At 62.9% G+C, this 22,525-nt stretch carries 24 protein-coding genes and 1 pseudogene; 15 read left to right on the top strand and 10 right to left on the bottom strand.

The features are described 5' to 3' along the window. Nucleotides 1–95 precede the first annotated feature (95 nt). Nucleotides 96–1,982 carry a molecular chaperone HtpG gene (gene htpG, locus AC0NIH_RS14845; protein ID WP_473465639.1) on the top strand — a complete coding sequence of 629 codons (1,887 nt, stop codon included), beginning with the start codon at nt 96–98 and terminating at the stop codon, nt 1,980–1,982. A gap of 42 nt (nt 1,983–2,024) precedes the next feature. Here the strand turns inward: htpG and AC0NIH_RS14840 are convergent, their stop codons facing one another. After that, on the bottom strand, nt 2,025–2,663 hold the full coding sequence (locus AC0NIH_RS14840; protein ID WP_473562698.1) for a class I SAM-dependent methyltransferase: 639 nt from the start codon (nt 2,661–2,663) through the stop codon (nt 2,025–2,027). 215 nt (nt 2,664–2,878) lie between these two features. Here AC0NIH_RS14840 and AC0NIH_RS14835 point away from each other — a divergent pair, with 215 nt between their 5' ends. The 4 genes and pseudogenes from AC0NIH_RS14835 to AC0NIH_RS14820 all read left to right on the top strand — a co-directional run bounded on the left by AC0NIH_RS14835 (nt 2,879) and on the right by AC0NIH_RS14820 (nt 6,286). Further along, nucleotides 2,879–4,417 carry a bifunctional AfsR/SARP family transcriptional regulator/alpha/beta hydrolase gene (locus AC0NIH_RS14835; RefSeq protein WP_473465644.1) on the top strand — a complete coding sequence of 513 codons (1,539 nt, stop codon included), beginning with the start codon at nt 2,879–2,881 and terminating at the stop codon, nt 4,415–4,417. Nucleotides 4,418–4,487: 70 nt separating this feature from the next. Beyond that, a pseudogene (locus AC0NIH_RS14830) lies at nt 4,488–4,643 on the top strand (aromatic-ring hydroxylase C-terminal domain-containing protein); the annotation flags it as partial. A 317-nt stretch (nt 4,644–4,960) separates the two neighbouring features. Next, a complete protein-coding gene (locus AC0NIH_RS14825; RefSeq protein ID WP_473465647.1) occupies nt 4,961–5,632 on the top strand; it encodes a glutathione S-transferase family protein in 672 nt (223 codons plus the stop codon). Between the two features lie 21 nt (nt 5,633–5,653). Further along, on the top strand, nt 5,654–6,286 hold the full coding sequence (locus AC0NIH_RS14820) for a glutathione S-transferase family protein (protein ID WP_473465649.1): 633 nt from the start codon (nt 5,654–5,656) through the stop codon (nt 6,284–6,286). Between the two features lie 11 nt (nt 6,287–6,297). Here the strand turns inward: AC0NIH_RS14820 and AC0NIH_RS14815 are convergent, their stop codons facing one another. Further along, nucleotides 6,298–6,660 (bottom strand): hypothetical protein, encoded by a 363-nt coding sequence (locus tag AC0NIH_RS14815; protein WP_023780706.1) that lies wholly within the window; start codon nt 6,658–6,660, stop codon nt 6,298–6,300. A gap of 275 nt (nt 6,661–6,935) precedes the next feature. On the opposite strand from AC0NIH_RS14815, the gene AC0NIH_RS14810 reads away from it, so the two are divergent. Next, nucleotides 6,936–7,376: a lipid-binding SYLF domain-containing protein gene (locus AC0NIH_RS14810; RefSeq protein ID WP_023767223.1), complete on the top strand. Its 441-nt coding sequence runs from the start codon at nt 6,936–6,938 to the stop codon at nt 7,374–7,376. A 3-nt stretch (nt 7,377–7,379) separates the two neighbouring features. Here the strand turns inward: AC0NIH_RS14810 and AC0NIH_RS14805 are convergent, their stop codons facing one another. After that, entirely contained in the window at nt 7,380–9,002 is a 1,623-nt protein-coding gene (locus AC0NIH_RS14805; RefSeq protein WP_473465653.1) for an ABC-F family ATP-binding cassette domain-containing protein, read from the bottom strand. Between the two features lie 365 nt (nt 9,003–9,367). On the opposite strand from AC0NIH_RS14805, the gene AC0NIH_RS14800 reads away from it, so the two are divergent. Next, nucleotides 9,368–9,679, top strand: a complete 312-nt coding sequence (locus tag AC0NIH_RS14800; protein WP_473465655.1) for a hypothetical protein — start codon at nt 9,368–9,370, stop codon at nt 9,677–9,679. Between the two features lie 179 nt (nt 9,680–9,858). Here AC0NIH_RS14800 and AC0NIH_RS14795 read toward each other — a convergent pair whose 3' ends face one another. Continuing rightward, the gene (locus tag AC0NIH_RS14795) at nt 9,859–10,458 is read right to left on the bottom strand and encodes a YdeI/OmpD-associated family protein (RefSeq protein WP_473465658.1); all 600 of its coding nucleotides are present in this window, start codon (nt 10,456–10,458) and stop codon (nt 9,859–9,861) included. A 184-nt stretch (nt 10,459–10,642) separates the two neighbouring features. Between AC0NIH_RS14795 and AC0NIH_RS14790 the strand changes: the two genes are divergently transcribed. The 5 genes from AC0NIH_RS14790 (at nt 10,643) to AC0NIH_RS14770 (ending at nt 14,564) form a co-directional block, all read left to right on the top strand. Next, entirely contained in the window at nt 10,643–10,987 is a 345-nt protein-coding gene (locus AC0NIH_RS14790; RefSeq protein ID WP_473465660.1) for a VOC family protein, read from the top strand. 87 nt (nt 10,988–11,074) lie between these two features. Further along, the gene (locus tag AC0NIH_RS14785; protein WP_473465662.1) at nt 11,075–11,686 is read left to right on the top strand and encodes a hypothetical protein; all 612 of its coding nucleotides are present in this window, start codon (nt 11,075–11,077) and stop codon (nt 11,684–11,686) included. A 111-nt stretch (nt 11,687–11,797) separates the two neighbouring features. Further along, complete coding sequence (locus AC0NIH_RS14780; protein WP_473465665.1) at nt 11,798–12,409, top strand: hypothetical protein; 612 nt, start codon at nt 11,798–11,800, stop codon at nt 12,407–12,409. A 209-nt stretch (nt 12,410–12,618) separates the two neighbouring features. Next, the gene (locus AC0NIH_RS14775; RefSeq protein WP_473465666.1) at nt 12,619–13,347 is read left to right on the top strand and encodes an SDR family oxidoreductase; all 729 of its coding nucleotides are present in this window, start codon (nt 12,619–12,621) and stop codon (nt 13,345–13,347) included. Between the two features lie 268 nt (nt 13,348–13,615). After that, a protein-coding gene (locus tag AC0NIH_RS14770) for an IS630 family transposase (protein WP_352571196.1) occupies nt 13,616–14,564 on the top strand; the annotation gives its coding sequence in 2 pieces (ribosomal slippage) (nt 13,616–13,951 and nt 13,953–14,564; 948 coding nt in all). Here the strand turns inward: AC0NIH_RS14770 and AC0NIH_RS14765 are convergent. The 4 genes from AC0NIH_RS14765 to AC0NIH_RS14750 all read right to left on the bottom strand — a co-directional run bounded on the left by AC0NIH_RS14765 (nt 14,543) and on the right by AC0NIH_RS14750 (nt 18,539). After that, nucleotides 14,543–14,983, bottom strand: a complete 441-nt coding sequence (locus AC0NIH_RS14765; RefSeq protein WP_473467787.1) for a cupin domain-containing protein — start codon at nt 14,981–14,983, stop codon at nt 14,543–14,545. The genes AC0NIH_RS14770 and AC0NIH_RS14765 overlap by 22 nt on opposite strands. Nucleotides 14,984–15,176: 193 nt before the next feature. After that, a complete protein-coding gene (locus tag AC0NIH_RS14760; RefSeq protein ID WP_473467785.1) occupies nt 15,177–16,334 on the bottom strand; it encodes a sulfite oxidase in 1,158 nt (385 codons plus the stop codon). Nucleotides 16,335–16,651: 317 nt separating this feature from the next. Then, nucleotides 16,652–17,611, bottom strand: coding sequence for a LysR family transcriptional regulator (locus AC0NIH_RS14755; RefSeq protein ID WP_352714759.1), 960 nt, complete (start codon nt 17,609–17,611; stop codon nt 16,652–16,654). A 22-nt stretch (nt 17,612–17,633) separates the two neighbouring features. Next, a complete protein-coding gene (locus AC0NIH_RS14750) occupies nt 17,634–18,539 on the bottom strand; it encodes a S1C family serine protease (protein ID WP_023780715.1) in 906 nt (301 codons plus the stop codon). A 224-nt stretch (nt 18,540–18,763) separates the two neighbouring features. On the opposite strand from AC0NIH_RS14750, the gene yghU reads away from it, so the two are divergent. After that, nucleotides 18,764–19,630, top strand: coding sequence for a glutathione-dependent disulfide-bond oxidoreductase (yghU, locus tag AC0NIH_RS14745; RefSeq protein WP_352714762.1), 867 nt, complete (start codon nt 18,764–18,766; stop codon nt 19,628–19,630). 103 nt (nt 19,631–19,733) lie between these two features. On the opposite strand, the gene AC0NIH_RS14740 is transcribed toward yghU, so the two are convergent. Then, a complete protein-coding gene (locus AC0NIH_RS14740; RefSeq protein WP_352714764.1) occupies nt 19,734–20,036 on the bottom strand; it encodes a DUF1236 domain-containing protein in 303 nt (100 codons plus the stop codon). Nucleotides 20,037–20,633: 597 nt separating this feature from the next. Next, the gene (locus AC0NIH_RS14735; protein ID WP_023767209.1) at nt 20,634–20,852 is read right to left on the bottom strand and encodes an exopolysaccharide production repressor protein; all 219 of its coding nucleotides are present in this window, start codon (nt 20,850–20,852) and stop codon (nt 20,634–20,636) included. A gap of 244 nt (nt 20,853–21,096) precedes the next feature. Here AC0NIH_RS14735 and AC0NIH_RS14730 point away from each other — a divergent pair, with 244 nt between their 5' ends. After that, nucleotides 21,097–21,837, top strand: a complete 741-nt coding sequence (locus AC0NIH_RS14730; protein WP_473467781.1) for a sulfotransferase family protein — start codon at nt 21,097–21,099, stop codon at nt 21,835–21,837. A 109-nt stretch (nt 21,838–21,946) separates the two neighbouring features. Next, nucleotides 21,947–22,234, top strand: coding sequence for a hypothetical protein (locus AC0NIH_RS14725; RefSeq protein ID WP_352714766.1), 288 nt, complete (start codon nt 21,947–21,949; stop codon nt 22,232–22,234). Nucleotides 22,235–22,525: the final 291 nt, after the last annotated feature.

The following is a 22,525-nucleotide window of genomic DNA, read 5'->3' as shown; positions in this document are numbered from 1 at the left end:
AACTGCCGAGTTGCCACATCAGTTGAAAATGGTTGAAAGGAAATCCCGAATGCGCCTCGGCGCAGCGGGCGAACGAACATTGTGGGAAAATCTGAATGACGACGGATACGAAAGCGACGGAAACCAGGGCGTTCGAGGCGGATGTTTCGCGGCTGCTGCACATGATGGTGCATTCGGTCTATTCCGATAAGGACGTCTTCCTGCGCGAGTTGATTTCCAATGCCGCCGACGCCTGCGAGAAGCTGCGTTTCGAGGCCGTCAGCCGGCCCGAACTCTTGGGCGACGACCCCAAGCCACGCATCTCGATTTCGGCCGACCCCGACAACAAGCAGATCACCGTCGAAGACAACGGCATCGGCATGAGCCGCGACGACATGGCGGAGGCCCTTGGCACGATCGCGCGGTCGGGCACGCGCGCCTTCATCGAGCGGGTTGGTTCCAGCACCGAAGACACCCAGCTTATCGGCCAGTTCGGCGTCGGCTTCTACTCCGCTTTCATGGTGGCCGACCGGGTCGATGTCGTCAGCCGGCTGGCGGGAAGCGAGGAAGCCTGGCGCTGGTCGTCCGACGGCAAAGGTTCCTACGAGATCGCGCCCGCCCCGCTCGAAGCTGCACCCAGGCGCGGCACCCGCGTCGTGCTGCATCTGATGGACGATGCCGTCTCCTACACCGGCTCCTACCGGCTCGAGCAGCTGGCCAAATCGCAATCGGGCCATGTGCCGGTGCCGATCACGTTCGTTGAAAAACCTGGCGCCGAGGCGCGCGACATCGCCGATGGTACGGCACTCTGGGTCAGGCCGAAGAACGAGATCAAGCCGGAGGAATACACCGACTTCTATCGCGGCGTCGCCGGCCAGTATGACGAGCCGGCTGCCACCATCCATTTCCGCGCCGAGGGTCGGCAGGAATACTCAGTGCTTGCCTTCGTGCCCGGCTCGCGCCCGTTCGATCTCTTCGACCAGGACCGAAAGGGCCGCATGAAGCTCTATGTGCGCCGCGTCTTCATCACCGACGACGCCGACCTCCTGCCGCGCTATTTGCGCTTCGTGCGCGGGCTGGTCGATTCCGCCGATCTGCCGCTCAACGTTTCGCGCGAGATGATCCAGGAAAGCCCGCTGCTGGCCGCGATCCGCAAGGGCCTGACCAATCGCGTGCTCGGCGATCTCGTCAAGCTGGCCGAGAATGAAGCCGAGGCCTATGCGAAAATCTGGGAGAATTTCGGCGTCGTCCTCAAGGAAGGGCTCTACGAGGACCATGAGCGCCGCGAGCAATTGCTGAAGCTTGCCCGTTTCCGCTCGACCGGCTCGGGCGAAGGCTGGCGCGGGCTTGCAGACTATGTCGCGGCGATGAAGGAAGGCCAGAAGGCGATCTTCTTCATGGCCGGCGACGACCGCGCGCGGCTCGAAGCCTCGCCGCAGCTTGAAGGTTTCAAGGCACGCGGCATCGAGGTGCTGTTGCTTACCGACCCGGTCGACAGCTTCTGGGTGACGATGGCACCGGACTTCGACGGCAAGCCGTTCAAGTCGGTGACACAGGGCGTGGCGGAGCTGTCGGACATCCCGCTGCCCGACAGCGCCGCCAAGCCGGACACGGCGACGACACCGGAAGTCGACGGCTTCCTGGCTTTCGTCAAGGCGGCGCTCGGCGATGCTGTGTCGGACGTGAAGGCATCAGATCGCCTGACCGAAAGCGCCGTCTGCCTGGTCGCACCCGAACATGGCCCCGACCGTCAGTTCGAGCGGCTGCTCAACGCCGCCGGCCGCCTCGACAAGGCGGCGAAGCCGATCCTGGAAATCAATCCGCGGCACCAGCGCGTGCTGGCGCTCGCCGGCCTTGGCGAGGAGGAACAGGCCTTCAAGGACGACGCGGCCCATCTCCTCTATGACGAGGCGCGCGTGCTCGACGGCGACAAGCCGGCCGACGCCAGGGCGTTTTCCGATCGCCTTGCCCGGCTGATCGCACGCGGCATTTCGAAGGGCTGAGCCCACGCTCAGCCCGAGTTGATTGCTAAGCTTCGGCGGCGATCAACCTGTCGGCGCCGCCACGCCGGCATGGTGGCTCCCCAATTGCCAGAAGGGCAGCGGAAACCGCCTGCGCTCTTCTTCGATAAGGTGGAAGCCCGCCGCCCGGATCAGGCCCAACGGATCGCGGTTGAGGTGACAGCCGCCGGCGAGCCGTCGCCACAGGCGGTTCAGGCGCTCCTGCCACCTGCGGCAGCGCGGCCCCTCGGCCTGGCCGTGCTCGATGAAGATCAGCCGGCCCGTGGGCTTCAGGATGCGCCGGATTTCGCTCAGCGCCGCCTCGGGGTCCGGAATGGTGCAAAAGGCATAGGTGACGACGACCGTGTCGGCACAGGCATCGGCCAATGGCAGGCTTTCGCCGCCGGCCCGCAGGCATTCGACATCGAATGGCGAGGAGCGGCACTTCGGTCCGGCCAGGCCGAGCATCGTGCCGTCGGGATCGACGCCGACCAGCCGCTTCACCCGGGCAGCGTCGTAATAGGGAAGGTTCAGGCCCGAGCCGAAGCCGACTTCGACGACGATGCCCTCTGCCCTCGGGATCATGCGCCTTCGCATATGCGCGAACGCATTCGCCGAACAGCCGGCGTGGACGAAGTAGGGAGCAACGCAGCGTGCGTACCAGGAAAGACAGGATTGGCACATGTGTCAGCCTCCCTGCCGTGTGGTTGCGGCACGAACAAGGGTGCCGGCATCGATCTCGAACGTAGAGTGATGGGCGGACGTATTGACCAGTGGCATTTCTCGCTCCAAGGGAGTCTCCTGATCGGGCCCAATCGGCCCGGCGTCGTGGGGTAGATAGAAGGCCGGCGTCCCCTCAACGTCCTCTCAAACCCCTTCGGCGGCCGCACACGGTTTCGATGGAACGATTGGCGTTCCGATTTCTGGGGTTTCCGGAGTTCCGCCTGAACGGGCGGCGGGTGGAGCTTGCCTTGCGCAAGGCGGCTGCGCTCCTGGTCTATCTCGCAGAGGCCGGCGGACCCGTGGCGCGCGACGTCGCCGCCACGCTTCTGTGGCCTGAAACCGACGAAGAATCCGCACGGGCACGCCTTCGCCGCACACTGTATAAAATCCGCATCGCTTTCGGCAGCGAGGTCATCGCCGCCACCGGAGCATCGCTCGTCCTTCACCCGGAGCTATCGGTCGAGGTCGACTCCAGCTTTTTCGAACATGCCTGCAATGTCGGTCCCCTCGACGCGGCGGCCGATACATACCGGAGCGACTTTCTCGCCGGCTTCTCAGTTCCGGATTGTCCGGAATTCGAGGAGTGGGTTTTCTTCAGGCGCGAGGCCTTGCGCAGCCGCCTGGTGCAGGTGCTGGAACGGCTGGTCGAAGCCAAGATCGCCGATGGCGAGCCCCGTGCTGCCGTCGTGAGCGCGACACGCCTGGCCGGGCTGGATCCTCTGAGCGAAAGCGCGCACCGTCACTTGATCCGTGCCCATCTGGCGGCTGGGGACAGGGCGGCGGCCGAGCGCCAGGTCGAATCCTGCGTGCGGCTGCTGAGGGATGAACTCGGCGTCGCGCCGGACCCCGCCACCCTTGCCCTGCTGCAGCAGCAAACGCACGATGCCGCCGTCCCCGCAACGCGCTACGTCGAAGTCGACGGCATCCACATCGCCTACCAGATCGTCGGCACTGGCCCGATGGACATCGTGCTTGTTCCCGGCTTCATTTCACATGTCGAGCGCGTTTGGGAAGACGGACGCTGTCGCGCCTGGCTCAACTCGGTTTCGCGGCTAGGTCGCCTGATCCTGTTCGACCGGCGCGGCATGGGGCTTTCCGACCGCGTCGGCGCCCGCTCCACCGTCGAAGCAACGGCGCAGGATATTCTGGCGGTCATGAATGCGGCAGGAAGCCGTCGCGCCCTGCTCATCGGCGCCTCGGAGGGTGGACCGGGTTGTGTTCGTTTTGCCGTGGATCACCCCGATCGCCTCAGCGGCCTTGTCCTCTGGGGCTCGCTCGCGAAAGGCAGCCACGCCCCCGACTATCCCCTCGCCCTGACCGCCGCGCAATATGATCTGTGGAAGCGACGCCTGCTCGCCGGCTGGGGTGGTCCGGCGGAGATCGAAACCTTCGCGCCGAGTCTCGCCGGTGACCGCCAGGTTCGGACCTGGTGGGCCGGACTGCTCAGGGCGGCCTCCAGTCCCGGCGCGGTCGCGGGTCTGTTGGAGGCACTGCGTGATACCGATGTCCGTCATCTCCTGGCAAAGGTCTCGGCCCGGACGATGGTGCTGCACCGCACCGGCGACCGCGCCGTGCGCATCGAGGCGGGGCGGTTCCTCGCCGCCCGGATTCCGGGCGCACGGTTCATCGAGGTTGCCGGTGACGACCACTGGTTCTGGGTCGGCGACCAACAGCCGCTGCTCGACAGCATCGGCGCGTTCGCACGAAGCGGCTGATCGCCAGTCGCCGATCCAGCCACGCTCGCCATCCAGAAAATCGTCGAGTTCGCCCTGTTGCGGATCAGCCACCTATGTCGCCGGCGACGCCAAGGAGAGGTTGGGCCTAAGCGCCCTGCTCGTGCGCCCCGATGGCATCGTCGCCTGGGCCGCTGACGCTGTGCCCGACCTTGAGGAGCTGAGCCGGACCGCGTCACGATGGTTTGGCGACGCGGCGACGCTGTAATCTCCCCCCTCGTGGGGGAGATGGCCGGCAGGCCAGAGGGGGGCGCGAAGGAACGCCAACCTCTCTTTGCCGGGCACTGCGTCCGCATGTGGCAGACCCGACGAAACAAGCGTGAGAGCATTGCAGATTGGGGACAGGATCGCGGGGCAGCGCCCCCCTCTGTCCTGCCGGACATCTCCCCCACAAGAGGGGAGATCGGCAGCTTCGGTGCCGCCCTCACCCCATGGCTGAAAAAGGAGGATGGCCTGTCGGGAGTGACGTCGCTCATTCGTCCTTTGGACGCAACCAAAAACCATACCCGACACCGGAGCCTGCCAATGACCCCCACCATCACAGCCTTTGAACGATCGCCCGATGGCGGCAAGGGACTGGCGCGCGATACGCGCGTTCGCTGGGCGCTCGAAGAAGTGGGCCAACCCTATGAGGTTCGTCTCGTTTCCTTCGCCGAGATGAAGGCGCCCGAGCATCTGGCCATCCACCCCTTCGGCCAGATCCCCACCTATGAGGAAGGATCCCTGTGCCTGTTCGAGACCGGCTCGATCGTCTTTCATCTCGCCGAACGGTACGCCGGCCTGCTGCCTGCGGATAGCGATGCCCGCGCGCGTGCCATCACCTGGATGTTTGCCGCGCTCAACACCGTCGAGCCACCGATCCTCGAATTGATGACGGCAAGAATATTCGAACGTGACAAGCCTTGGAGCGAAGAGCGCCTGCCGCTGGTAAAGGACCGTGTTCGCGCGACGCTGGACAAGCTCTCTGTCCACCTGGACGCCGCCGACTGGCTTGACGGCGCGTTCAGCGCCGGCGATCTGTTGATGGTATCAGTGCTGCTGCGACTGAGAATGTCAGGCATCTTGGACGAATATCAAAACCTGGCCGCCTATGTGGCCCGCGGGGAAGCTCGGCCCGCTTACATCAGGGCTTTCGCCGCGCAATTTGCGATCAACGCTGACATACCAATGTCCGGCTCTTCCAGTCTAGACACCTGACCCATTGCCCGGAGCCTGCCAATGCTTCCCACCATTACCGTCTTTGAACGATCCCCCGATGGCGGCAAGGGACTGGCGCGCGACATGCCCGTTCGCTGGGCGCTCGAAGAAGTGGGCCAGTCTTACGGCGTTCGCCTCGTGTCGTCCCGCGCCATGAAGGAACCCGCGCATCGGGCGCTTCAGCCTTTCGGACAAATCCCGACCTATGAGGAAGGCGATCTCGCTCTGTTCGAGTCGGGGGCGATCGTGTTCCATATCGCAGAGCGTCATGCGGGCCTGCTGCCGGGCGATGCGAATGCGCGCGCACGCGCGATCACTTGGGTGTTCGCTGCGCTCAGCACGGTCGAACCGCCAATCGTCAACCGCGGCTTCGATGAGCCTTGGTACGAGCAGCGCCGGCCTGTCGTCGAGGAAGGCATCCGTATTCGACTGGGCGACCTTTCCAGTCGCCTTGGCGATGCCGGCTGGCTCGACGGTGCATTCAGCGCCGGCGACCTTATGATGGTGTCGGTGCTGCGCAGGTTGAAAGGATCGGGCATTTTGGAGGAATATCCGAACCTCTCGGCCTATGTCAGCCGCGGCGAAGCGCGACCGGCCTTCCAGCGCGCTTTCGCCGCCCAACTGGCGGTTTTCACTTCCGTATCCGCAGATTGATGAAGGCGCGTCTACGGATATTTCGTCTGTGCGTTCGCAGGGCTGAAATCGCCTTCCAATTCCTTCGGCAGCGGAAGGCTTGAGCATTGTAGGTGCACCTCGCGGGCGAACAGCTTCCGTTGCTTCTGTTCGTGCTCCTTGGTGGCCGCGATGATCCCCAAACCGTACGGGCCAAGCGCGACGAATTCCCACCCCGGATGGTGTTTTTCGCGCGCCTCGTAGTCCGAAGCCACAGCCCGCGCCTGCTGGCATTGCGGCGACGCCCATTTCTGGTCCTGCTGCGAAAGCGACGCCCCGTAGTCAACCGGCGAGGTCGCGCATCCAGCCAGCGTCGCGGCCAATGCCGACGTCGCAATTCCCATCGCAATTCTCATCCTGAAGCTCTTCCCCTGAATCGCACCTTGAATCGCATCATCCTAAATTCCGCGCTATCGTGCCTGGCCGGCGGCTTCGCCTTACCAATCACGTATACGCGATGTGCCGCCCTGGCGCTTGCCATAGACCTCACTTCGTGTCGACCTTCTCGCAGCCAGATTCAAGCCATGTGCTTGGAACCAATGACGGGCGAGACTGTTCAGTTGTAACTTTGACATGACGCTGACAGCCCCGCCGATTGGGCAAAGCGGCGGCCTTTTGAGGAGCTTTCATCATGAACATTTCGTCCGGATTGCGTTCCATCGCGGTTGCCGCCATCGCCACCGCGGGCATCAGCTTTGCCAGCGCCGCGCATGCCGACAGCGGCACGATCCGCTTCGCCGTCTACAAAGCCGCCTTCTTCATCGGCGGCTCTGGCGGCGAAGGCACGCTGACCTTCCATGGCAAAACCTATCCCATCTCGGTCGGCGCCGTCTCGGGCGGCCTCGCCTTCGGCGTTTCCAAGACCTATTTCCGAGGCACCGTGCGCCATATCCGGCGCGCCCGGGATGTGACCGGAGTCTACGGCGCGGCGGGCGGTGGCGGCGCGATCGGCAAAGGCGCCCAGGTGATCGTCATGACCAATGACAAGGGCGCCCAGCTCGAACTCACAGGCAGACAGGTGGGCATGCAGGTCAACGCCGATCTCAGCGGCATGAGCATCTCGCTGAAGTAGCGTCTAGCTCCTCAGCCCCGGCGCCTCCTGCCCCGTGCGCTCGACATATTCGGTGTAGCCGCCACCATAGGTGTGGATGCCTTCGGGCGTCAGCTCCAGCACGCGGTTGGACAGGGCGGCTAGAAAATGCCGGTCGTGCGAAACGAACAGCATGGTGCCTTCATACTGTGACAGCGCCTCGATCAGCATCTGCTTGGTGGCGATGTCGAGGTGGTTGGTCGGTTCGTCCAGCACCAGGAGGTTGGGCGGATCGAACAGCATCAGCGCCATCACCAGGCGCGCCTTCTCGCCGCCTGACAGCACCCGGCACTTCTTCTCGATCTCGTCGCCGGAAAAGCCGAAGCAGCCGGCGAGCGCGCGGAGCGGCGCCTGGCCGGCCTGCGGGAAATTGTCTTCCAGCGTCTGAAACACGGTGCGCTCGCCTTCCAGCAGCTCCATGGCGTGCTGGGCGAAGTAACCCATTTTCACGCTAGGCCCCCGCGCCACCGTGCCCGTGTCGGGATCAGAAGCGCCCGCCACCAGCTTCAGCAGCGTCGACTTGCCGGCGCCATTGACGCCCATGATGCACCAGCGCTCACGGCGGCGAACCTGGAAGTCGAGCCCGTCATAGATGGTACGGCTGCCATACGCCTTGTGCACGTTCTTCAAGGTCACGACATCCTCGCCGCAGCGCGGCGCCGGCTGGAACTCGAAATTCACGATCTGGCGGCGCTTGGGCGGCTCGACGCGGTCGATCTTGTCGAGTTTCTTCACCCGGCTCTGCACCTGTGCGGCATGGGAAGCGCGCGCCTTGAAGCGTTCGATGAAGGCGATCTCCTTGGCCAGCATCGCCTGCTGGCGCTCGAACTGCGCCTGCTGCTGCTTGTCGGCGATGGCGCGCTGCTGCTGGTAGAACTCATAGTTTCCCGAATAAGCGGTCAGCGAACCGGCATCGATCTCGACGATCTTGTTGACGATGCGGTTCATGAACTCGCGGTCGTGCGAGGTCATCAGCAGCGCGCCGTCGTAGCCCTTCAGGAACTGCTCCAGCCAGATCAGGCTTTCCAGGTCGAGATGGTTCGACGGTTCGTCGAGCAGCATGACGTCGGGCCGCATCAACAGGATGCGCGCCAGCGCGACGCGCATCTTCCAGCCGCCGGACAGCTTGCCGACATCGCCGTCCATCATCTCCTGCGAAAAGCGGAGACCGTCCAGCACCTCACGCGCCCGGCCGTCGAGCGCATAGCCGTCGAGCTCCTCGAAGCGATGCTGCGCTTCTCCGTACTTCTCGATGATCTCGTCCATCCGGTCGGCCTGGTCGGGGTCGGCCATGGCAGCCTCGAGTTCCGCCATTTCGGCCGCCACGTCGCTCACCGGCCCGGCGCCGTTCATCACCTCTGCGACGGCGCTGTGGCCCGCCATGTCGCCGACATCCTGGCTGAAATAGCCGATGGTGACGCCGCGATCGACCTGCACCTGGCCCTCATCCGGCTGCTCCTGGCTGGTGATCATGCGAAACAGCGTCGTCTTGCCGGCGCCATTGGGCCCGACAAGACCAATCTTCTCGCCCTTCTGCAGGGAGGCCGACGCCTCGATGAAGACAAGCTGACGGCCATTTTGCTTGCTGATGCTTTCAAGTCTGATCATGCGGTTTCCGGACTGTGCCTGCGCTGAAAGGATTTGCCCGGCGCCTTACGCGAAGGATGGCGGCAAAGGAAGAGGCACAAGCGCCGCAGTGCTTCACCCTCCCCCTTGTGGGGAGGGTCGGCGCATCGGTGTTGCGAAGCAAGGCCGGTGCGACGGGGTGGGGGTGCGGCGCCAAAGCTAAAAAGTCCCCCACCCCGCTCCGCTGCGCGGAGCGACCCTCCCCACAAGGGGGAGGGTGAGAGCCAGAAACACTCCAGAAACAAGATTCAACACGCCGGAAAAACTGGCGAAAAGATCGTCTGCGATAACCATCCCGTGGCAGCCGGACAGCGGCCGCCACACGGCGCAATGAGATGATCCCGAAAATGCAACGACGTTCAACCCGATGGATGGTTGCCCTCGCGGGCGTTTCGCTCGCCATGCTTGCGGTCGCACAGTCGGGTGCGGAAGCGGCGGCGACCCGGAGCGAATATTGCAGCCGGCTCGGTCTTCAACTCGACAGCGTCATCCAGACCCAAGCCGAGCCCCGCGCCAATCCCAATGAGATCGCCGAGGCAACGGCGCTCCAGGACAAGGCGAACCGGTTTTGTGCCGAGCGCAAGCAGGCGCAAGGCATCCGGGCCTACGCCAACGCCCTGAAACTTCTGGGCGTGACACCGGTCGATCTCAACCAGTGACAGCGACTTCTCTCTGACTTCCTCCCAGGGAAAGGCCGCCACTCGCGCAAAGCGAGAGCGACTTTGTGTGCAAGGTGCATGGTCGATCCCGGCTATGTCTCGGCTGGACTACCCTGCCCGGGCATCGTCGTCAGCGCCCTTGCCGCCCCAAACGCCGACCCGCGTTCTCGCCTGAACGCCTACTTCTTCCCCTGCGGATGGATCGTCTCGCCGCGCTTCAGCATTTCGACGAAGGCCTCGATCTTCTTTTTGCGGCCAGCCTCGGTCTTCATGTTGTGGGTGCGAAAGGCGAGCGCGAAGCGGTTCTGCGCGCTGAGTTTTTCCAGCATCGCCTTCGCGGCCGGCTCGGCGTCGATCGCCGCCTGCAGATCGTCGGGGATCTTCATCTCCCTGCTGCCGCCATAGGCCCGCGCCCAGCGCCCATCGGCCTTGGCTGCCCCGACCTTTTTCAGCCCATGCTCGGTCATGCGGCCCTCCTCGATGAGCCGTGCGACATTGTCGATGTTGATCTTGCTCCAGATGCTCTTTCTGCCACGCGGCGTGTAGCGCTGCAGAAAGCTTTTCTCGTCCAGCCCCTTACGCACCGCGTCGATCCAGCCGAAGCACAGCACGACATCGATGGCTTCCTTCGGCGTGATCGACTTCAGCCCCGAACCCACCTTGTGCACCTTGATCCACACCTCGGTCTCCGTGGCATGGTGCCGGCCGAGCCAGGCGTAGAAGCTGGCCGCGTCGGGGAATTCCCGGACCTTGTCGGGATCGACCTTGACCGGCGCCATCAGCGAACCTGTCCGTTCAATGCGGTTGCCACCATGTCGCCCGCCATCATCGTCCCCTCATCGGCCATCATGGCATAACCCACGGCCAGTTTTCGTCAGCAGCCGACGCACCGGCGCCAGTCAGCGGAACGCACCACCCATCGCCGCGTTCCGGCATCAGTGCAACCGCCGGATGGAGGTTCCGATGGCGATCCAGACGATTTTTGCCCATGTCAGCTGCTCCGATCTCGAAGCCAGCATCGGCTGGTACGAAAAACTCTTCGGCAAGGCGCCACAGCGCCGGCCGATGCCTGGACTGGCCGAATGGCAGTTCAGCGACAGCGCCGAGGTGCAGCTCTTCGAGGACAAGGGCAAGGCCGGCACCTCGACGCTGACGCTCGGTGTGCTGCCGCTGGCGCCCGAACGGCTGAGGCTGGTGGATGCGGGCCTCGAACCTGATCCTATCGAGAAGGCCGACCATTTCTGGATCATGCGCATGCGCGACCCGGATGGGAACCTGATCGTGTTTGCCAGCGCGGAACGCGACTAGCACACCTTGACACTCCTTCAAGGGAAGCGCTGGCGCCTCCCCGCGCCGTGCTGTACGACAGCCGGTGCCACACTCGGGGAACGCGCCATGAAATGTCTGCTCCTCGCTTTTGCCCTGGTGCTCCCGACAGCCGCCCTCACCGAACCGATCGAAACCCAGAAAATCATCACGGCAGCCGCCGGCGATTGGAACGGCGACGGCGCCACCGACCTGGCGATGATCGTCGAGACGGAACCCGGCGCTGCCATGGACATGCATTTTTTCCTCAGGGACAAGGAACACAATTTTCTCAAGCCAGCCGGCATCGTGCAGGAGCAGATGTATGGCGAGTGGAACGGCTACGACCGGCCGGGCTATGAGGTATCCTACATCGAGCCGGAGCTGACCGCGCTGCCAAACGGCTCGATCAAGCTCTACATACCGGGGATACCGTCCAACGGCGCGCGGACCGACCAGACGCTGACAATCGCCTGGCGCAACAATGGCTTCGTCGTCGCCGGCTTTTCCTATGACTATCATGACTACATGAAGGACAATGTCGCCAGCGACTGCGACTACAATCTGCTGACCGGCAAAGGCAAAAGCAGCAAGATGCAGCCGGATGGCACCCGTCTGCACAGGACCGTGGCAGTGGAAGGCAAGGTCGTGCCGTTCGCCGAGTGGGATAGCGGGGCCAGCTTTACCGACTGCGGAGAATGAGCAGCCTCGCGTTGCGCAAGGCAACGCACGATCGCCCGCCCTGCTGTAAAATCCCGCAAGACCAGCCATGATCCTGTCGGACGCGTCTCCCTCCCACCCCCGGAACACGCCATGCGATCCCTGCTCTTGGCTCTTGCTTTCCTGCTCCCCACCACGGCGCTGGCCGAACCGATCGAAACCCGGAAGATCATCACCGCGCTGACCGGTGACTTCAACGGCGACGGTGCGCCGGACCTTGCCATGGTGATCGAGACCGAGCCCTCCGATCCGATGGACATCCATTTCTTCCTCAGGGACATGGAGCACAATTACCTCAAGCCGGTCGAAACCGTGCACGAGCAGATCGGTGGCGAGTGGAACGGCTACGACCGGCCGGGCTACGAGAACTCCGACACCGAGCCGGAGCTGACGATGCTGCCAAACGGCTCGATCAAATTCTATCTGCCGGCGCCGCCGATCGGCAGCGAGCGCACCAACCAGACGCTGACCATCGCCTACCGCAACGGCGCCTTCATCGTTGCCGGCTTCGCCTATGATTCGCAGGATTACCTCAAGGAGAATGTCGCCAGCGCCTGTGACTACAATGTGCTGACCGGCAAGGGCACCAGCTCGAAGCAGCAGCCGGACGGCAGCACGAAGCACAAGACCGTGTCGGCCGAAGGCCGGATCGTCGCCTTCAAGGACTGGAATTCGGGCGACGCCTTCACCGCTTGCCAGGAATAAGGGGCGCCCTGCCTCCGGCCGGCGTCAGACCGGCGGCGGTGCTGCCGGTGTTCGTCGTCTGCGACAGCCCTCTGGTGCGCTGAACGAGACCGCTGCGCGGCTGGCACTATCGGCATCTCCGATAACCCCATCGGTTTCTTCCGTTTCCCCTTGGCGCCATGACCTGCCAATCCCCTGCCCTTGTCCAAATCCAGCAAAGGCAGAGCGAAATGAGCATTTCAAAACAGAAAATCCTGATCGTCGGCGGCGGCTCCGGCATGGGCCTGGCACTGGCCAGGCGTTGTGTCGAGCGCGAGGTTGAAGTCATTATAGCCGGGCGTAGCGAGGCCAGGCTGCAACAGGCGCGTGAGGCGCTGGGCAATCCTGACAACCTGGATGTGGCCGTCGTCGACCTCACGCGGGAGGACCAGGTCGCGGCGCTGTTCGCGCGCGTCGGCGGGCTCGACCACATCGTCAGCACCGCCGCCGACATCGAAGGCGCCTACCGTCTGCTGCCGGAGCTTGACCTCGAGGCAGCGCAACGCGTGGTCGACAGCAAGCTCTTTGGTCCGCTGCTGCTGGCCAAGCATGGTGCGCCACAACTTACACCTGCCGGCTCGATGACCTTCCTTTCCGGCATCGCCGCCTACCGCCCGGCCGCACGCGGCTCGGTCGTCGCCGCTGTCAATGCCGCGCTCGAAGGGCTGGTGCGGGCGCTGGCGGTGGAACTCGCGCCCATCCGCGTCAACGCCGTATCGCCAGGCTGGGTCGACACCACGATCTGGACGCAGGTCGCCGGCGACAGGAAGGCCGAGATGCTTGGTGCGATGGCCGAGCGGCTGCCCGTCGGGCGGATCGGCCAGCCCGAAGACAGCGCCGATGCCATCGCCTTCCTGATCGGCAACGGCTTCACGACGGGAACGACGCTGCATGTCGAGGGCGGGCATCGGTTGGTTTAGTTTGAAAATCCGCTCGGACCCACAGCCTGAGTCCCACCTTGGGTATCCACTTCAACCTGCCTCGGCCATGGCACCCCGCCGCCGGGCGCGGCGGGGTAGCTCGATCTAAGCCCTCGCAGCTATTTCGTCTTTCGAGGATCGTCGGCTGGATTAATGTACTTTATGCCCCACGGGCCATTAGAGCGTTTCCTGTTTTGAGAGAATCGTAGGATTCCCAAAGAGGGGTGTTTGTGATTCAAGATGCTGGCTGGATGGAGGCCAGCATCTGATGACGCGAGCCCTTTCAAATGATCTTCGTGAGCGTGTTGTTGAGGCAGTTGGAGCGGGTGAGAACTGCCGTGCAGTGGCATCGCGCTTTGGCGTTGCGGTTTCCTCGGTGGTGAAGTGGTCGCAGCGTTACCGTGCCACCGGCTCGGTAGTCCCGGGCAAGATGGGCGGACATCGCAAGCGCGTTCTTGAGCCGCATCGGGCTTTCATTGTGGAGCGGATCAATCAGGCCTCTGATTTGACGCTGCATCGGCTGAAGGATGAATTGGATGTGCGCGGGATCAAGGTCTCGCACAATACGGTGTGGCTGTTCCTGCGCCGCGAGGGCCTGAGCTTCAAAAAAAACGCTATTCGCCCTTGAGCAGGCGCGGGCTGATGTTGCCCGCAGGCGTCAGCGATGGCGGTCCTGGCAGGCGGGCCTCGATCCGCAGTGCCTGGTCTTCATTGATGAGACCTGGATCAAGACCAACATGGCTCCGCTGCGAGGTTGGGGACCGAAGGGCAAGCGGCTGCGCGGCCTGGCTCCGCACGGCCACTGGCGCACGCTGACCTTCCTTGGCGCGCTGCGATGGGATCGGCTCGCAGCACCTTGTGTCTTCGACGGACCGATCAACGGCCAATGCTTCCGCGCCTATGTCGAACAGCAGCTCGTCACCGTGCTGAAGCCTGGCGACATCGTCGTCATGGACAATCTGGGAAGTCATAAGTCGGCGGCCATCAGGCAGATGATCAAGGCTGCCGGCGCCAGGCTTTGGTACCTGCCGCCCTACTCTCCCGACCTCAATCCGATCGAGCAGGCCTTCGCCAAGATCAAACATTGGATGCGCCAAGCCCAGAAGCGCACCGTCGAGGACACTTGGCGCCACATCGGCCACCTCGTCGAAACCATCGAGGCAGCCGAATGCAAGAACTACTTCGTAAACGCCGGCTACGCTTCCGTCAAAACGTGAAACGCTCTAGTGGTGAGCTGGAGTACCGTCTCTTCGTCGAAATAAGCAAAATGCGCCATGCCCGGCGGCAAAGCGAAATAGCTGCCCGCAGGAATTGCTTTGGCGGTGCTCCGGTCGGCGGTCTCGCCCATGCCAAGATTAACGGTTCCCGATATTACTGTGTCAACTTCAAGCCCTGGATGCGTGTGGGGCGCGATCGCATACCCAGCCGGCAATTTAAGCCGAAGGGCAAACGGACCTTCTTTGGTCGGATCGCCGTACAGGATTGCCAACTGGGCTCCAGCAGGGAGCGTTTTGGGTCCAGGACCCCACTTAACCTCGCTGGGAGTGATCACAGTGTGCGCGTCCTCTGCCGAAGCAAAGGGGGCGATTGCGCAGGATACGATCCAGCCGACTGCAAGTAGCGATGCAACTTTCATGGTAGCCTCCCGTCTAAGCGGGCTACCCATTCCGGCGGCGTGCCGGGTTGGGCTCGCCAAAACTGTTTAGAGTAGGTCCGCGCGCCACGTCTACGCAAGCGATTTGTCGGCTCAGTATCGCCGCTGCCCTTGGCGAAAGCGCACGCGAGTCTCGCGCATGCGCTTCGCCCAAGGGAATCTCGAGCACGGCTTCTCAAACGATATTGACGTGCCGCGTTACCTGGCCATTGCTTTCCCAGTACGTATGCTTCTTGGCGATGATGGGATCGTCCATTGCGGGTTGGACCTGCCCTTCAGTGCTAACCGCACGCGAGGTGACGGTGTGCTCCCCGGCCGAGGGCTTGGGCCAGTCGACGGACCACATCTTCCAGGCGAAGTCCGCCTTGTCGGTGTCGTCGATTGTCGCTCGCATCCACGGCCCGTCGTCGACTTTCACCTCGACCCGGTCGATGGGCGAGCCCCAGGCGGCGCCGACAATACGATAGTCATTGCTGATATGAGTGACCCGGGCCGGTGCCGATTTCAACCGCGCCCGCCCGACAGAAGTTTCCACCCATACTGTCTCTCCGTTGTGATCTTCCTCGCGGAGCGTGACGTAGTCGCGTCCCATGAAACGGTTCTCGAAGCGCTGGTCGCGCACGTCGATACGCTGAAGCCATTTCGCGTTCGCGATCCCATACCAGCCGGGCGCTATCAGCCGCAACGGGAAGCCATTGTCAGGGGGCAAGGGAGTACCGTTCATCTCGTAACAAAGGATGTTTTTGGGATCCATGGCGTCGGCGAGCGACATGCTGCGGGCGAAATTCTGCGTGAACTTGACATCGTCGGCTCGCTTGATTTCCCCTTTATCAGCACCCCAAAAGACAACCTCGATACCACTGTCAAGGACCCCCGCCTCCTTAAGGATCGGGGCCAGCGGCGTGCCGGCCCAACGCGCATTGCCGATGCCGCCGTTGAAAAACGGCAGGCCGGTATTGCCCGAACACTCGACCGTGAATGTAACTTCCTGACGTGGGCGAGCCTTAATGTCGGCGAGTGTTAGCGCTGTCGGCTTGTTGACCAGACCACTGATTTCGAGTTTCCACTTGCTTTCGTCGATGACCGGACGGTTGAAATGCGCGATTGAAAAGAACCTGTCGTTGGGCGTCACCCAGGAATCGAGATCCTCCCAGACAAGCTGATTTTTGATGACCTCTGGAACCGGGTTTGGCGGGAGCTGATCGAGCCATTTGATGACTTTCTCGCCGGCCCGAGTTGGAAAAGCGTGGGCAACCCGTGATTGAAAGAACGCCAATGCCGCGAGAGCCGCGCCGCCTTGACCGATGAATTCACGTCTCGGAAGATGATGCATGATGACTTCTCCTCCAGTGAAAAGTTGAGATCTCCTTCAGTGGTGAATGCAATAGCGGCCGGAGTCGCGCTAGGAGAGGCCGGCCGAGGTGGCAATTGTGTGAGAGCGCACGGAATAAACCTAGAAGCGCGCTTTGGTTAAAGCGGAGTCTTCTTCTCATTCGCCAGCTAAGGTCCGGCAAGCGATCGGGAACCATATTCCCTATCTGTCCTTGTGGCGAGGGTTGCGGCTTGGAATCTTCCGAATCACCGCACCTTCAATCCAACTCCTCAGCACGCGAAATGCTTTGGCAGATTTCGAACTAGCATGGCCCGACATCAGGAACTGTTTGCAAACAAGGCATTGGAGCGTTTCGCCGATTCAGATCCTGAACGCGCAATTGGCACAAGCGTATCGCGGGCGGCGGCAAGCAATTGCCGGAGCGCCGCCGGCTGGACGCGCCGGCGTCGCCAGATCATCGTCAGCGGCGCCGCCCGCGCCGAACCGGGCCATGGCAGTTCGACGATGTCGCCACGTGCGATCGCATCGCTGACAGCAATGCGTGGAACGAGGCCGAAACCTGCGCCGGCGGCCACCAACCGCGCAATGACGCCGATGCTGCCGACTTCGGCGGCAATTTCTGGCGCATCGACACCCGCCTCGACAAAGGCAGTGTCGACCATGTGCCGGTAGATGCATCCGGGCTCGGTCGCCACGAACCGCAGTTTGGCGAGCGCGGCAATGTCGCCTGGAGCGGTGCCCTGCCCCGAAGCCGCGACCAGTGCCAGCGGTTCGGCCATTATCGTGCGCCTGGCGAAACGCTGATCGGAAGCGTCCTTCGCGAAATGACGAGGCTCGAAGCAGAAGACGACATCGATATCGCCGTCCTCCAGCTGGCGCAGCAGCGCGCCGCTGCCTGCCACCTTCATCCGCACGATGATGCCGGGGTGGCGGGCCTGGAACCCGGGCAGCCACGGCGCCAGCCGAGCCGAGGCGATCGTCTCCAGCGCACCGACGGTCACCTGCCCGCTCGTCTGCCCGGCCGCCGCCTGCACAGCCGCACGCGCCTCTGCGTCGAGCCGCAACAGCTCTTCGGCGACGGGCTTCAACGCCAGTCCCGCCGGGGTCAGCTCCAGGCCGCCCTTCGAACGCGTGAACAAGGCAGCGCCAAGCTCGGCCTCGAGCGACTGGACCTGGTCGCTGACGCTCGACTGTGCGAGACGGACGGCCTCGGCGGCGCGCGTGATGTTGCGGGTTCGCGCCACCGCGAGGAAGGTCTTGAGCAGTCTTGGATGCATCGCCTGGCCGCAATCGTAGGGCCTACTGCAGCTGCGGCTTTTTCAGGAAACTGCCGCGGTCGGCTGATTTGACGCGCAGCCAGGTCTCGCGGCCGTCGCGCACCACCCGCATCGGGATCTCGGCGCCAGCCGAGCCGCTGTCCCACAGCTTGCGATAGAAATCGGCGAGCCCATCGACCGCGCCGTCGCGGACCTCGGAGATGACGTCGCCCTCGCGCAGGCCGGCCTTGGCTGCCGGGCCGCCTTCGGTCACGCTCATCACCACCACCTGGCCGTCGCTTTCGGCCGACAGGGCGCCAAGCCAGGGCCGCGGCGGCTTGGCCACCTGGCCGCGCGTCAAGAGATCGTCGAGGATCGGCGGCAAAAGATCGATCGGCACGATCATGTTTATATCGGCGACCTCGCCGGCGCGGCTCATCTGCAGGCGCAACGAGCCGATGCCGAGCAGCGCGCCATCGGCGCCGAACAGCGGCGCGCCGCCCCAGGACGGATGCGCGGGCGCGATGAAGATCGCCTCGTCGAGCAGATACTCCCAATAGCCGGCGAATTCCTGCTTGGTGACGATCCTGGCCTCGACGGCCCGGCCGATGCCGTCGGCAAGCACGACCGCGTCGCCGATCCTGGCCTTGCCGGCGTCGCCCAGCGCCACCGCCGGCAAGCCGGTCGGCGCCAGCGCCTGGACCAGGCCGAAGCCCGATTCCTGGTCGTATGCCAGCGCATGCGCGGGGACGACACGGCCGTCATGTGTGGTCAGCCAGACCTCCTCGGCCTCGGTGATGAGATAGCCGATGGTCAGCACCAGCCCATCGTCGCGGATGACGACGCCGCTGCCTTCCCTGAGCGTGCCCAGCGCGCCCGCCGTGAAGGCGTCTTCCGGAACGGTGGCGCGCACGGCAACGACGGAGCGCGGATTGGGATTGGCGGTCATGATTTTGTCCTGCGATGCGAATGCCCTGGCGGCTTGTTCTATAGGTATGCCTTGGAGGGGATGGTGCAAGGGGTGGAGCGGTGGCGCTTCCCCTCTCCGTAGGAATGGGAAGCGCATCACCGACATCGACATTAGTTCAACGCAAGTTGAACTTCGTCGTTGGCAGCCCTAGTTGTAAACGGACCTGCCCATCCTTTCACAACCTCCCACGCCCGAGGCCCGACATGACCGACTATACCCCGCCGAAAGTATGGACCTGGAACAAGCCGAGCGGCGGCGCCTTCGCCAGCATAAACCGGCCGATCGCCGGACCGACGCATGACAAGGAACTGCCCATCGGCAAGCACCCGCTGCAGCTTTATTCGCTGGCGACGCCGAACGGCGTCAAGGTGACTGTCATGCTGGAGGAGCTTCTGGCGCGCGGCCACGAAGGCGCCGAATACGATGCATGGCTGATCCGCATCAACGATGGCGACCAGTTCGGCAGCGGTTTCGTCGAGGTCAACCCCAACTCCAAAATTCCGGCCTTGATGGATCGCAGCGGCGCCACGCCAGTGCGCGTCTTCGAATCCGGTTCGATCCTTGTCTATCTCGCCGAAAAGTTCGGCGAATTCCTGCCCACCGAACAGCCAGCGCGGGCGGAGGTGCTGTCCTGGCTGTTCTGGCAGATGGGCTCGGCGCCGTATCTGGGCGGCGGCTTCGGCCATTTCTACGCCTATGCGCCGGAAAAATTCGAATACGCCATCGACCGTTTCTCGATGGAGGTGAAGCGCCAGATGGACGTGCTCGACCGCCGGCTGGCCGAAACGGAATATCTCGGCGGCAAGCATTACTCGATCGCCGACATGGCGGTTTGGCCCTGGTATGGCGGGCTGGCGCTTGGCCGCATGTACAATGATTCCGCCGAATTCCTCTCGGTCCACGAATACAAGCACGTGCAGCGCTGGGCGAAGGCGATCGACGAGCGCCCGGCGGTCAGGCGCGGCCGCATGGTCAATCGCGCCTTCGGCGAACCGGCTCTGCAGTTGCACGAGCGCCATGACGCCAGCGATTTCGACACGAAGACGCAGGACAAGCTCGCCGCCGAATAGGCTCAAAAGAAAGCCCGCCACGAAGCCGCGGCGGGCTTTTCCCAAGAGTTGGGCTGGTGTCAATTGGTCGGTGTCGCACCCTCTTTCATGGCCAAGCCACGGATCAGTGCAGCACTTCGACGATTTCGCGCGTGTCGGGGTCGACCAGGACGGTCTGGTCGTTGATTACTGCGACGCGGTACCTGACGTTGGGTACCTCGCGCAATTCAACCCTGTCCGGCACAGGCGAGCCGAGCTTGAGCTCGACGCCCAAAAGGTTCACTGACGCCAGCGGCTCCTTCTGCACGTATTCGCGGACGACTGTCTCATCCTGTGGCTGCACGACGACAGTTTCCGCCAAGGCCGTGCCAATACCACCCATCAGGACGATCGCGGCAGCCGCACTCGTAGCAAGATAATGTTTCATAACAACCTCCATGGTTGGCTATCTCAAACCCGCCCTGCAGGAAAACTCTGCCACCGTCGCGAGGTTCCATCTCTATTTTTGGAATAAACGCGCCACTCAGGCAAACTGATGAGAATTCCTACCGTTAACAACATCGTGATCATGTATGAGTCATACAGACAAAAACTCAGAGTTATTTTCATAGATTCCATTTTTCGTGAAAAATATATGCAAAAACACTTTCCCAGTGAAGCACGGGGCCGTACTTTTTCACGGAGTGAATTCAATCTGGTCTGCCTATTGCCTTAGCAACAGCTAACGTGGAGCGCGCCGCGTCGTTCCCGGATACCCCTCCGCCGCGCACGAAAAAGGCCCGCCCTGCCGGGAGCAGGGCGAACCCTTAACGGCGCCGGCGGAGGTGGCAGCCTCACCGGTCACATCAGGAAAACGCCGGCTCTGGCACCTTGGTTCCAGCAATCGAGCGGCGTGGCTGACATTTGTCGTTATCGCGCTGATAGCGCCCTTTGCCGGCTTGCCCTGCGCACCCGCGAATGGAAGGGCCGGTAGCGAAAAGCACTCCTGATCCACCCTGGCATCATCGATCCCGGATGTCAGCCTTCAGAACCAGACACCATCCCGATGCAGCGGCGGAACAACGTTCACCGTATCCTCGCTTGTCGCGGCATGATGCGCGCGCCTGTAGATCAGCCGCACGACGAGCATGAAGTATCCAACCTGCAGGACAAGCAATGTCACGACCGTCCAGGCGAGCGCCTCCCAGAAAGAACCGGTGGCCAGATAGGTCCAGACCGCGATAACGACGGTCGTAACTGACATCCCTACGAGAAAATGTCCAAAATACATCGATCCCAAAATCGCCCGAACCGCCCCGGTTCAAACGACTCCCCTGCCTGAATTCCCATTGCCCGCGCACAACGTTTCATTATTTTAGCGACTTCGCAACTATGTGATCGCCCGATCCGGAACAGCTTGCGAAATTTGTTGCGCGACCGCTTGGTCGGGAGCAATTTAATGCTCACGGACCGGGGTAATGGAGAAAACAAGTCCGAGGGATGGGGAAATGACGCTCAAGCTGATCGGGGCCGGCTTCGGCCGCACTGGCACGTGGTCGACCTTTGCCGCGCTCAACAGGCTCGGCCTGCCTTCCTACCACATGCAGGAAGTAATCCTGAACAAGGCCAACAAAGGTCATCTCGATTTCTGGCGCAAGGTGGCCAACAGTGCGCCCGGCAGCCAGCACGACTGGAACCGTGTGTTCGCCAACTATACAGCCACCGTGGACAATCCAGGCTGCTGCGTGTGGAAGGAACTGATGGTTGCCTACCCCGATGCCAAGGTCCTGCTGACGCTCCACCCGCGCGGCCCCGAAGCCTGGTACGAGAGCACGATCGACACAATCTACTTCACCGAGAATGTCTGGCAGTTCAAGATCCTGGAGTGGCTGACGCCGTTCGGCCGGAAATTCGGCGATATGTCGAGGAAACTGGTGTGGGGTCGCACGCTGAACGGTGTAATGGAGGACCGCACCAAGGCCGTGGCGCGCTACAACGCCTATGTCGAGGAGGTCATGGCAGCGGTGCCGCCGCAGAAGCTGCTGGTCTACAAGGTGACCGAAGGCTGGGCTCCGCTTTGCGAATTCCTCGGCGTGGCGCTGCCCAACGAGCCGTTCCCCAACCTCAACGACCGCGAGACGATCAAGAAGATCATCCGCGATATCGTCAAGGGCTCCTACATCATGCTGGGGCTGACGATCGCGGCGATCGTGGCGGTGGTCGCAGCGGTATGGTGGTGGCTGGGCTGACGCGCAAGCCTTCGGCGGTCATTAGGCGCAACCCCTACCGCTATCAGGCGGGAACAAATGGCGGCACGCCGAGTTTCGCTTGCAGTCCTTTCAAGGGTTGGAGGCCGGCATGGCACCGCGCGAAAAACCACGCACCGACATGGAAGAAGACGGTCCCGAGGCCGATGGCCCGACCATCGAGCAGCAGGACTGGGACGCGGTCAAGGGCGGCCAGATCCTGCCCGACTCAGTGCCGGAAAATGGCGACATGCGCTACGGAACGGACAAAGAGGGCGAACTGCCCGAGGAAGACGACGACAACGCCTACCAGGACAGTGACGACGCCCTCCCTGACGACGACGAAGAAGCCGCGATCAGGCGTGATTTGAACCGCGAGGGAGGGTTCGACGAGACGTGAGCCGTGACTTGATCCGATCAGCCGTTGGTGAATTTGCCGCTTCTCGACGACCTTGCTTTTCGCCTCGCGAGTGCCGGCAAAAAGCTTCGTCGGCTATTTTTTTGACGCTTTCCTACCTCCGGCAGCGCCGCACCATTATATGTCGTTTGACTAAAATAACGGAACGTCCAATGGACATTGCCGGAACCGAACAGGGCCCCTCGGACCTTTGCGTTCGGCCGCTAAGACCTTGGTCCTACAGGGAAACGCAAACGGCCGAATAAGGCCCTGCTCCGGGAACATCTGGCCCTT

The sequence above is a fragment of the Mesorhizobium sp. WSM1386 genome (genome assembly GCF_055901595.1).
This window is presented reverse-complemented; position numbering and strand designations above follow the sequence as displayed.

Bases quoted from the DNA above. Each gene is read 5' to 3' on its own strand.
- AC0NIH_RS14755 (WP_352714759.1), bottom strand. From the start codon at position 17,611: ATGCATCCAAGACTGCTCAAGACCTTCCTCGCGGTGGCGCGAACCCGC.
- AC0NIH_RS14835 (WP_473465644.1), top strand. From the start codon at position 2,879: ATGGAACGATTGGCGTTCCGATTTCTGGGGTTTCCGGAGTTCCGCCTG.
- AC0NIH_RS14780 (WP_473465665.1), top strand. From the start codon at position 11,798: ATGCGATCCCTGCTCTTGGCTCTTGCTTTCCTGCTCCCCACCACGGCG.
- AC0NIH_RS14735 (WP_023767209.1), bottom strand. From the start codon at position 20,852: ATGTCAGTTACGACCGTCGTTATCGCGGTCTGGACCTATCTGGCCACC.
- AC0NIH_RS14805 (WP_473465653.1), bottom strand. From the start codon at position 9,002: ATGATCAGACTTGAAAGCATCAGCAAGCAAAATGGCCGTCAGCTTGTC.
- AC0NIH_RS14730 (WP_473467781.1), top strand. From the start codon at position 21,097: ATGACGCTCAAGCTGATCGGGGCCGGCTTCGGCCGCACTGGCACGTGG.
- AC0NIH_RS14765 (WP_473467787.1), bottom strand. From the start codon at position 14,983: ATGAAAGTTGCATCGCTACTTGCAGTCGGCTGGATCGTATCCTGCGCA.
- yghU (WP_352714762.1), top strand. From the start codon at position 18,764: ATGACCGACTATACCCCGCCGAAAGTATGGACCTGGAACAAGCCGAGC.
- AC0NIH_RS14800 (WP_473465655.1), top strand. From the start codon at position 9,368: ATGCAACGACGTTCAACCCGATGGATGGTTGCCCTCGCGGGCGTTTCG.
- AC0NIH_RS14810 (WP_023767223.1), top strand. From the start codon at position 6,936: ATGAACATTTCGTCCGGATTGCGTTCCATCGCGGTTGCCGCCATCGCC.
- AC0NIH_RS14825 (WP_473465647.1), top strand. From the start codon at position 4,961: ATGACCCCCACCATCACAGCCTTTGAACGATCGCCCGATGGCGGCAAG.
- AC0NIH_RS14815 (WP_023780706.1), bottom strand. From the start codon at position 6,660: ATGAGAATTGCGATGGGAATTGCGACGTCGGCATTGGCCGCGACGCTG.
- AC0NIH_RS14785 (WP_473465662.1), top strand. From the start codon at position 11,075: ATGAAATGTCTGCTCCTCGCTTTTGCCCTGGTGCTCCCGACAGCCGCC.
- AC0NIH_RS14775 (WP_473465666.1), top strand. From the start codon at position 12,619: ATGAGCATTTCAAAACAGAAAATCCTGATCGTCGGCGGCGGCTCCGGC.
- AC0NIH_RS14790 (WP_473465660.1), top strand. From the start codon at position 10,643: ATGGCGATCCAGACGATTTTTGCCCATGTCAGCTGCTCCGATCTCGAA.
- AC0NIH_RS14740 (WP_352714764.1), bottom strand. From the start codon at position 20,036: ATGAAACATTATCTTGCTACGAGTGCGGCTGCCGCGATCGTCCTGATG.
- AC0NIH_RS14760 (WP_473467785.1), bottom strand. From the start codon at position 16,334: ATGCATCATCTTCCGAGACGTGAATTCATCGGTCAAGGCGGCGCGGCT.
- AC0NIH_RS14840 (WP_473562698.1), bottom strand. From the start codon at position 2,663: ATGTGCCAATCCTGTCTTTCCTGGTACGCACGCTGCGTTGCTCCCTAC.
- AC0NIH_RS14750 (WP_023780715.1), bottom strand. From the start codon at position 18,539: ATGACCGCCAATCCCAATCCGCGCTCCGTCGTTGCCGTGCGCGCCACC.
- AC0NIH_RS14820 (WP_473465649.1), top strand. From the start codon at position 5,654: ATGCTTCCCACCATTACCGTCTTTGAACGATCCCCCGATGGCGGCAAG.
- htpG (WP_473465639.1), top strand. From the start codon at position 96: ATGACGACGGATACGAAAGCGACGGAAACCAGGGCGTTCGAGGCGGAT.
- AC0NIH_RS14725 (WP_352714766.1), top strand. From the start codon at position 21,947: ATGGCACCGCGCGAAAAACCACGCACCGACATGGAAGAAGACGGTCCC.
- AC0NIH_RS14795 (WP_473465658.1), bottom strand. From the start codon at position 10,458: ATGGCGCCGGTCAAGGTCGATCCCGACAAGGTCCGGGAATTCCCCGAC.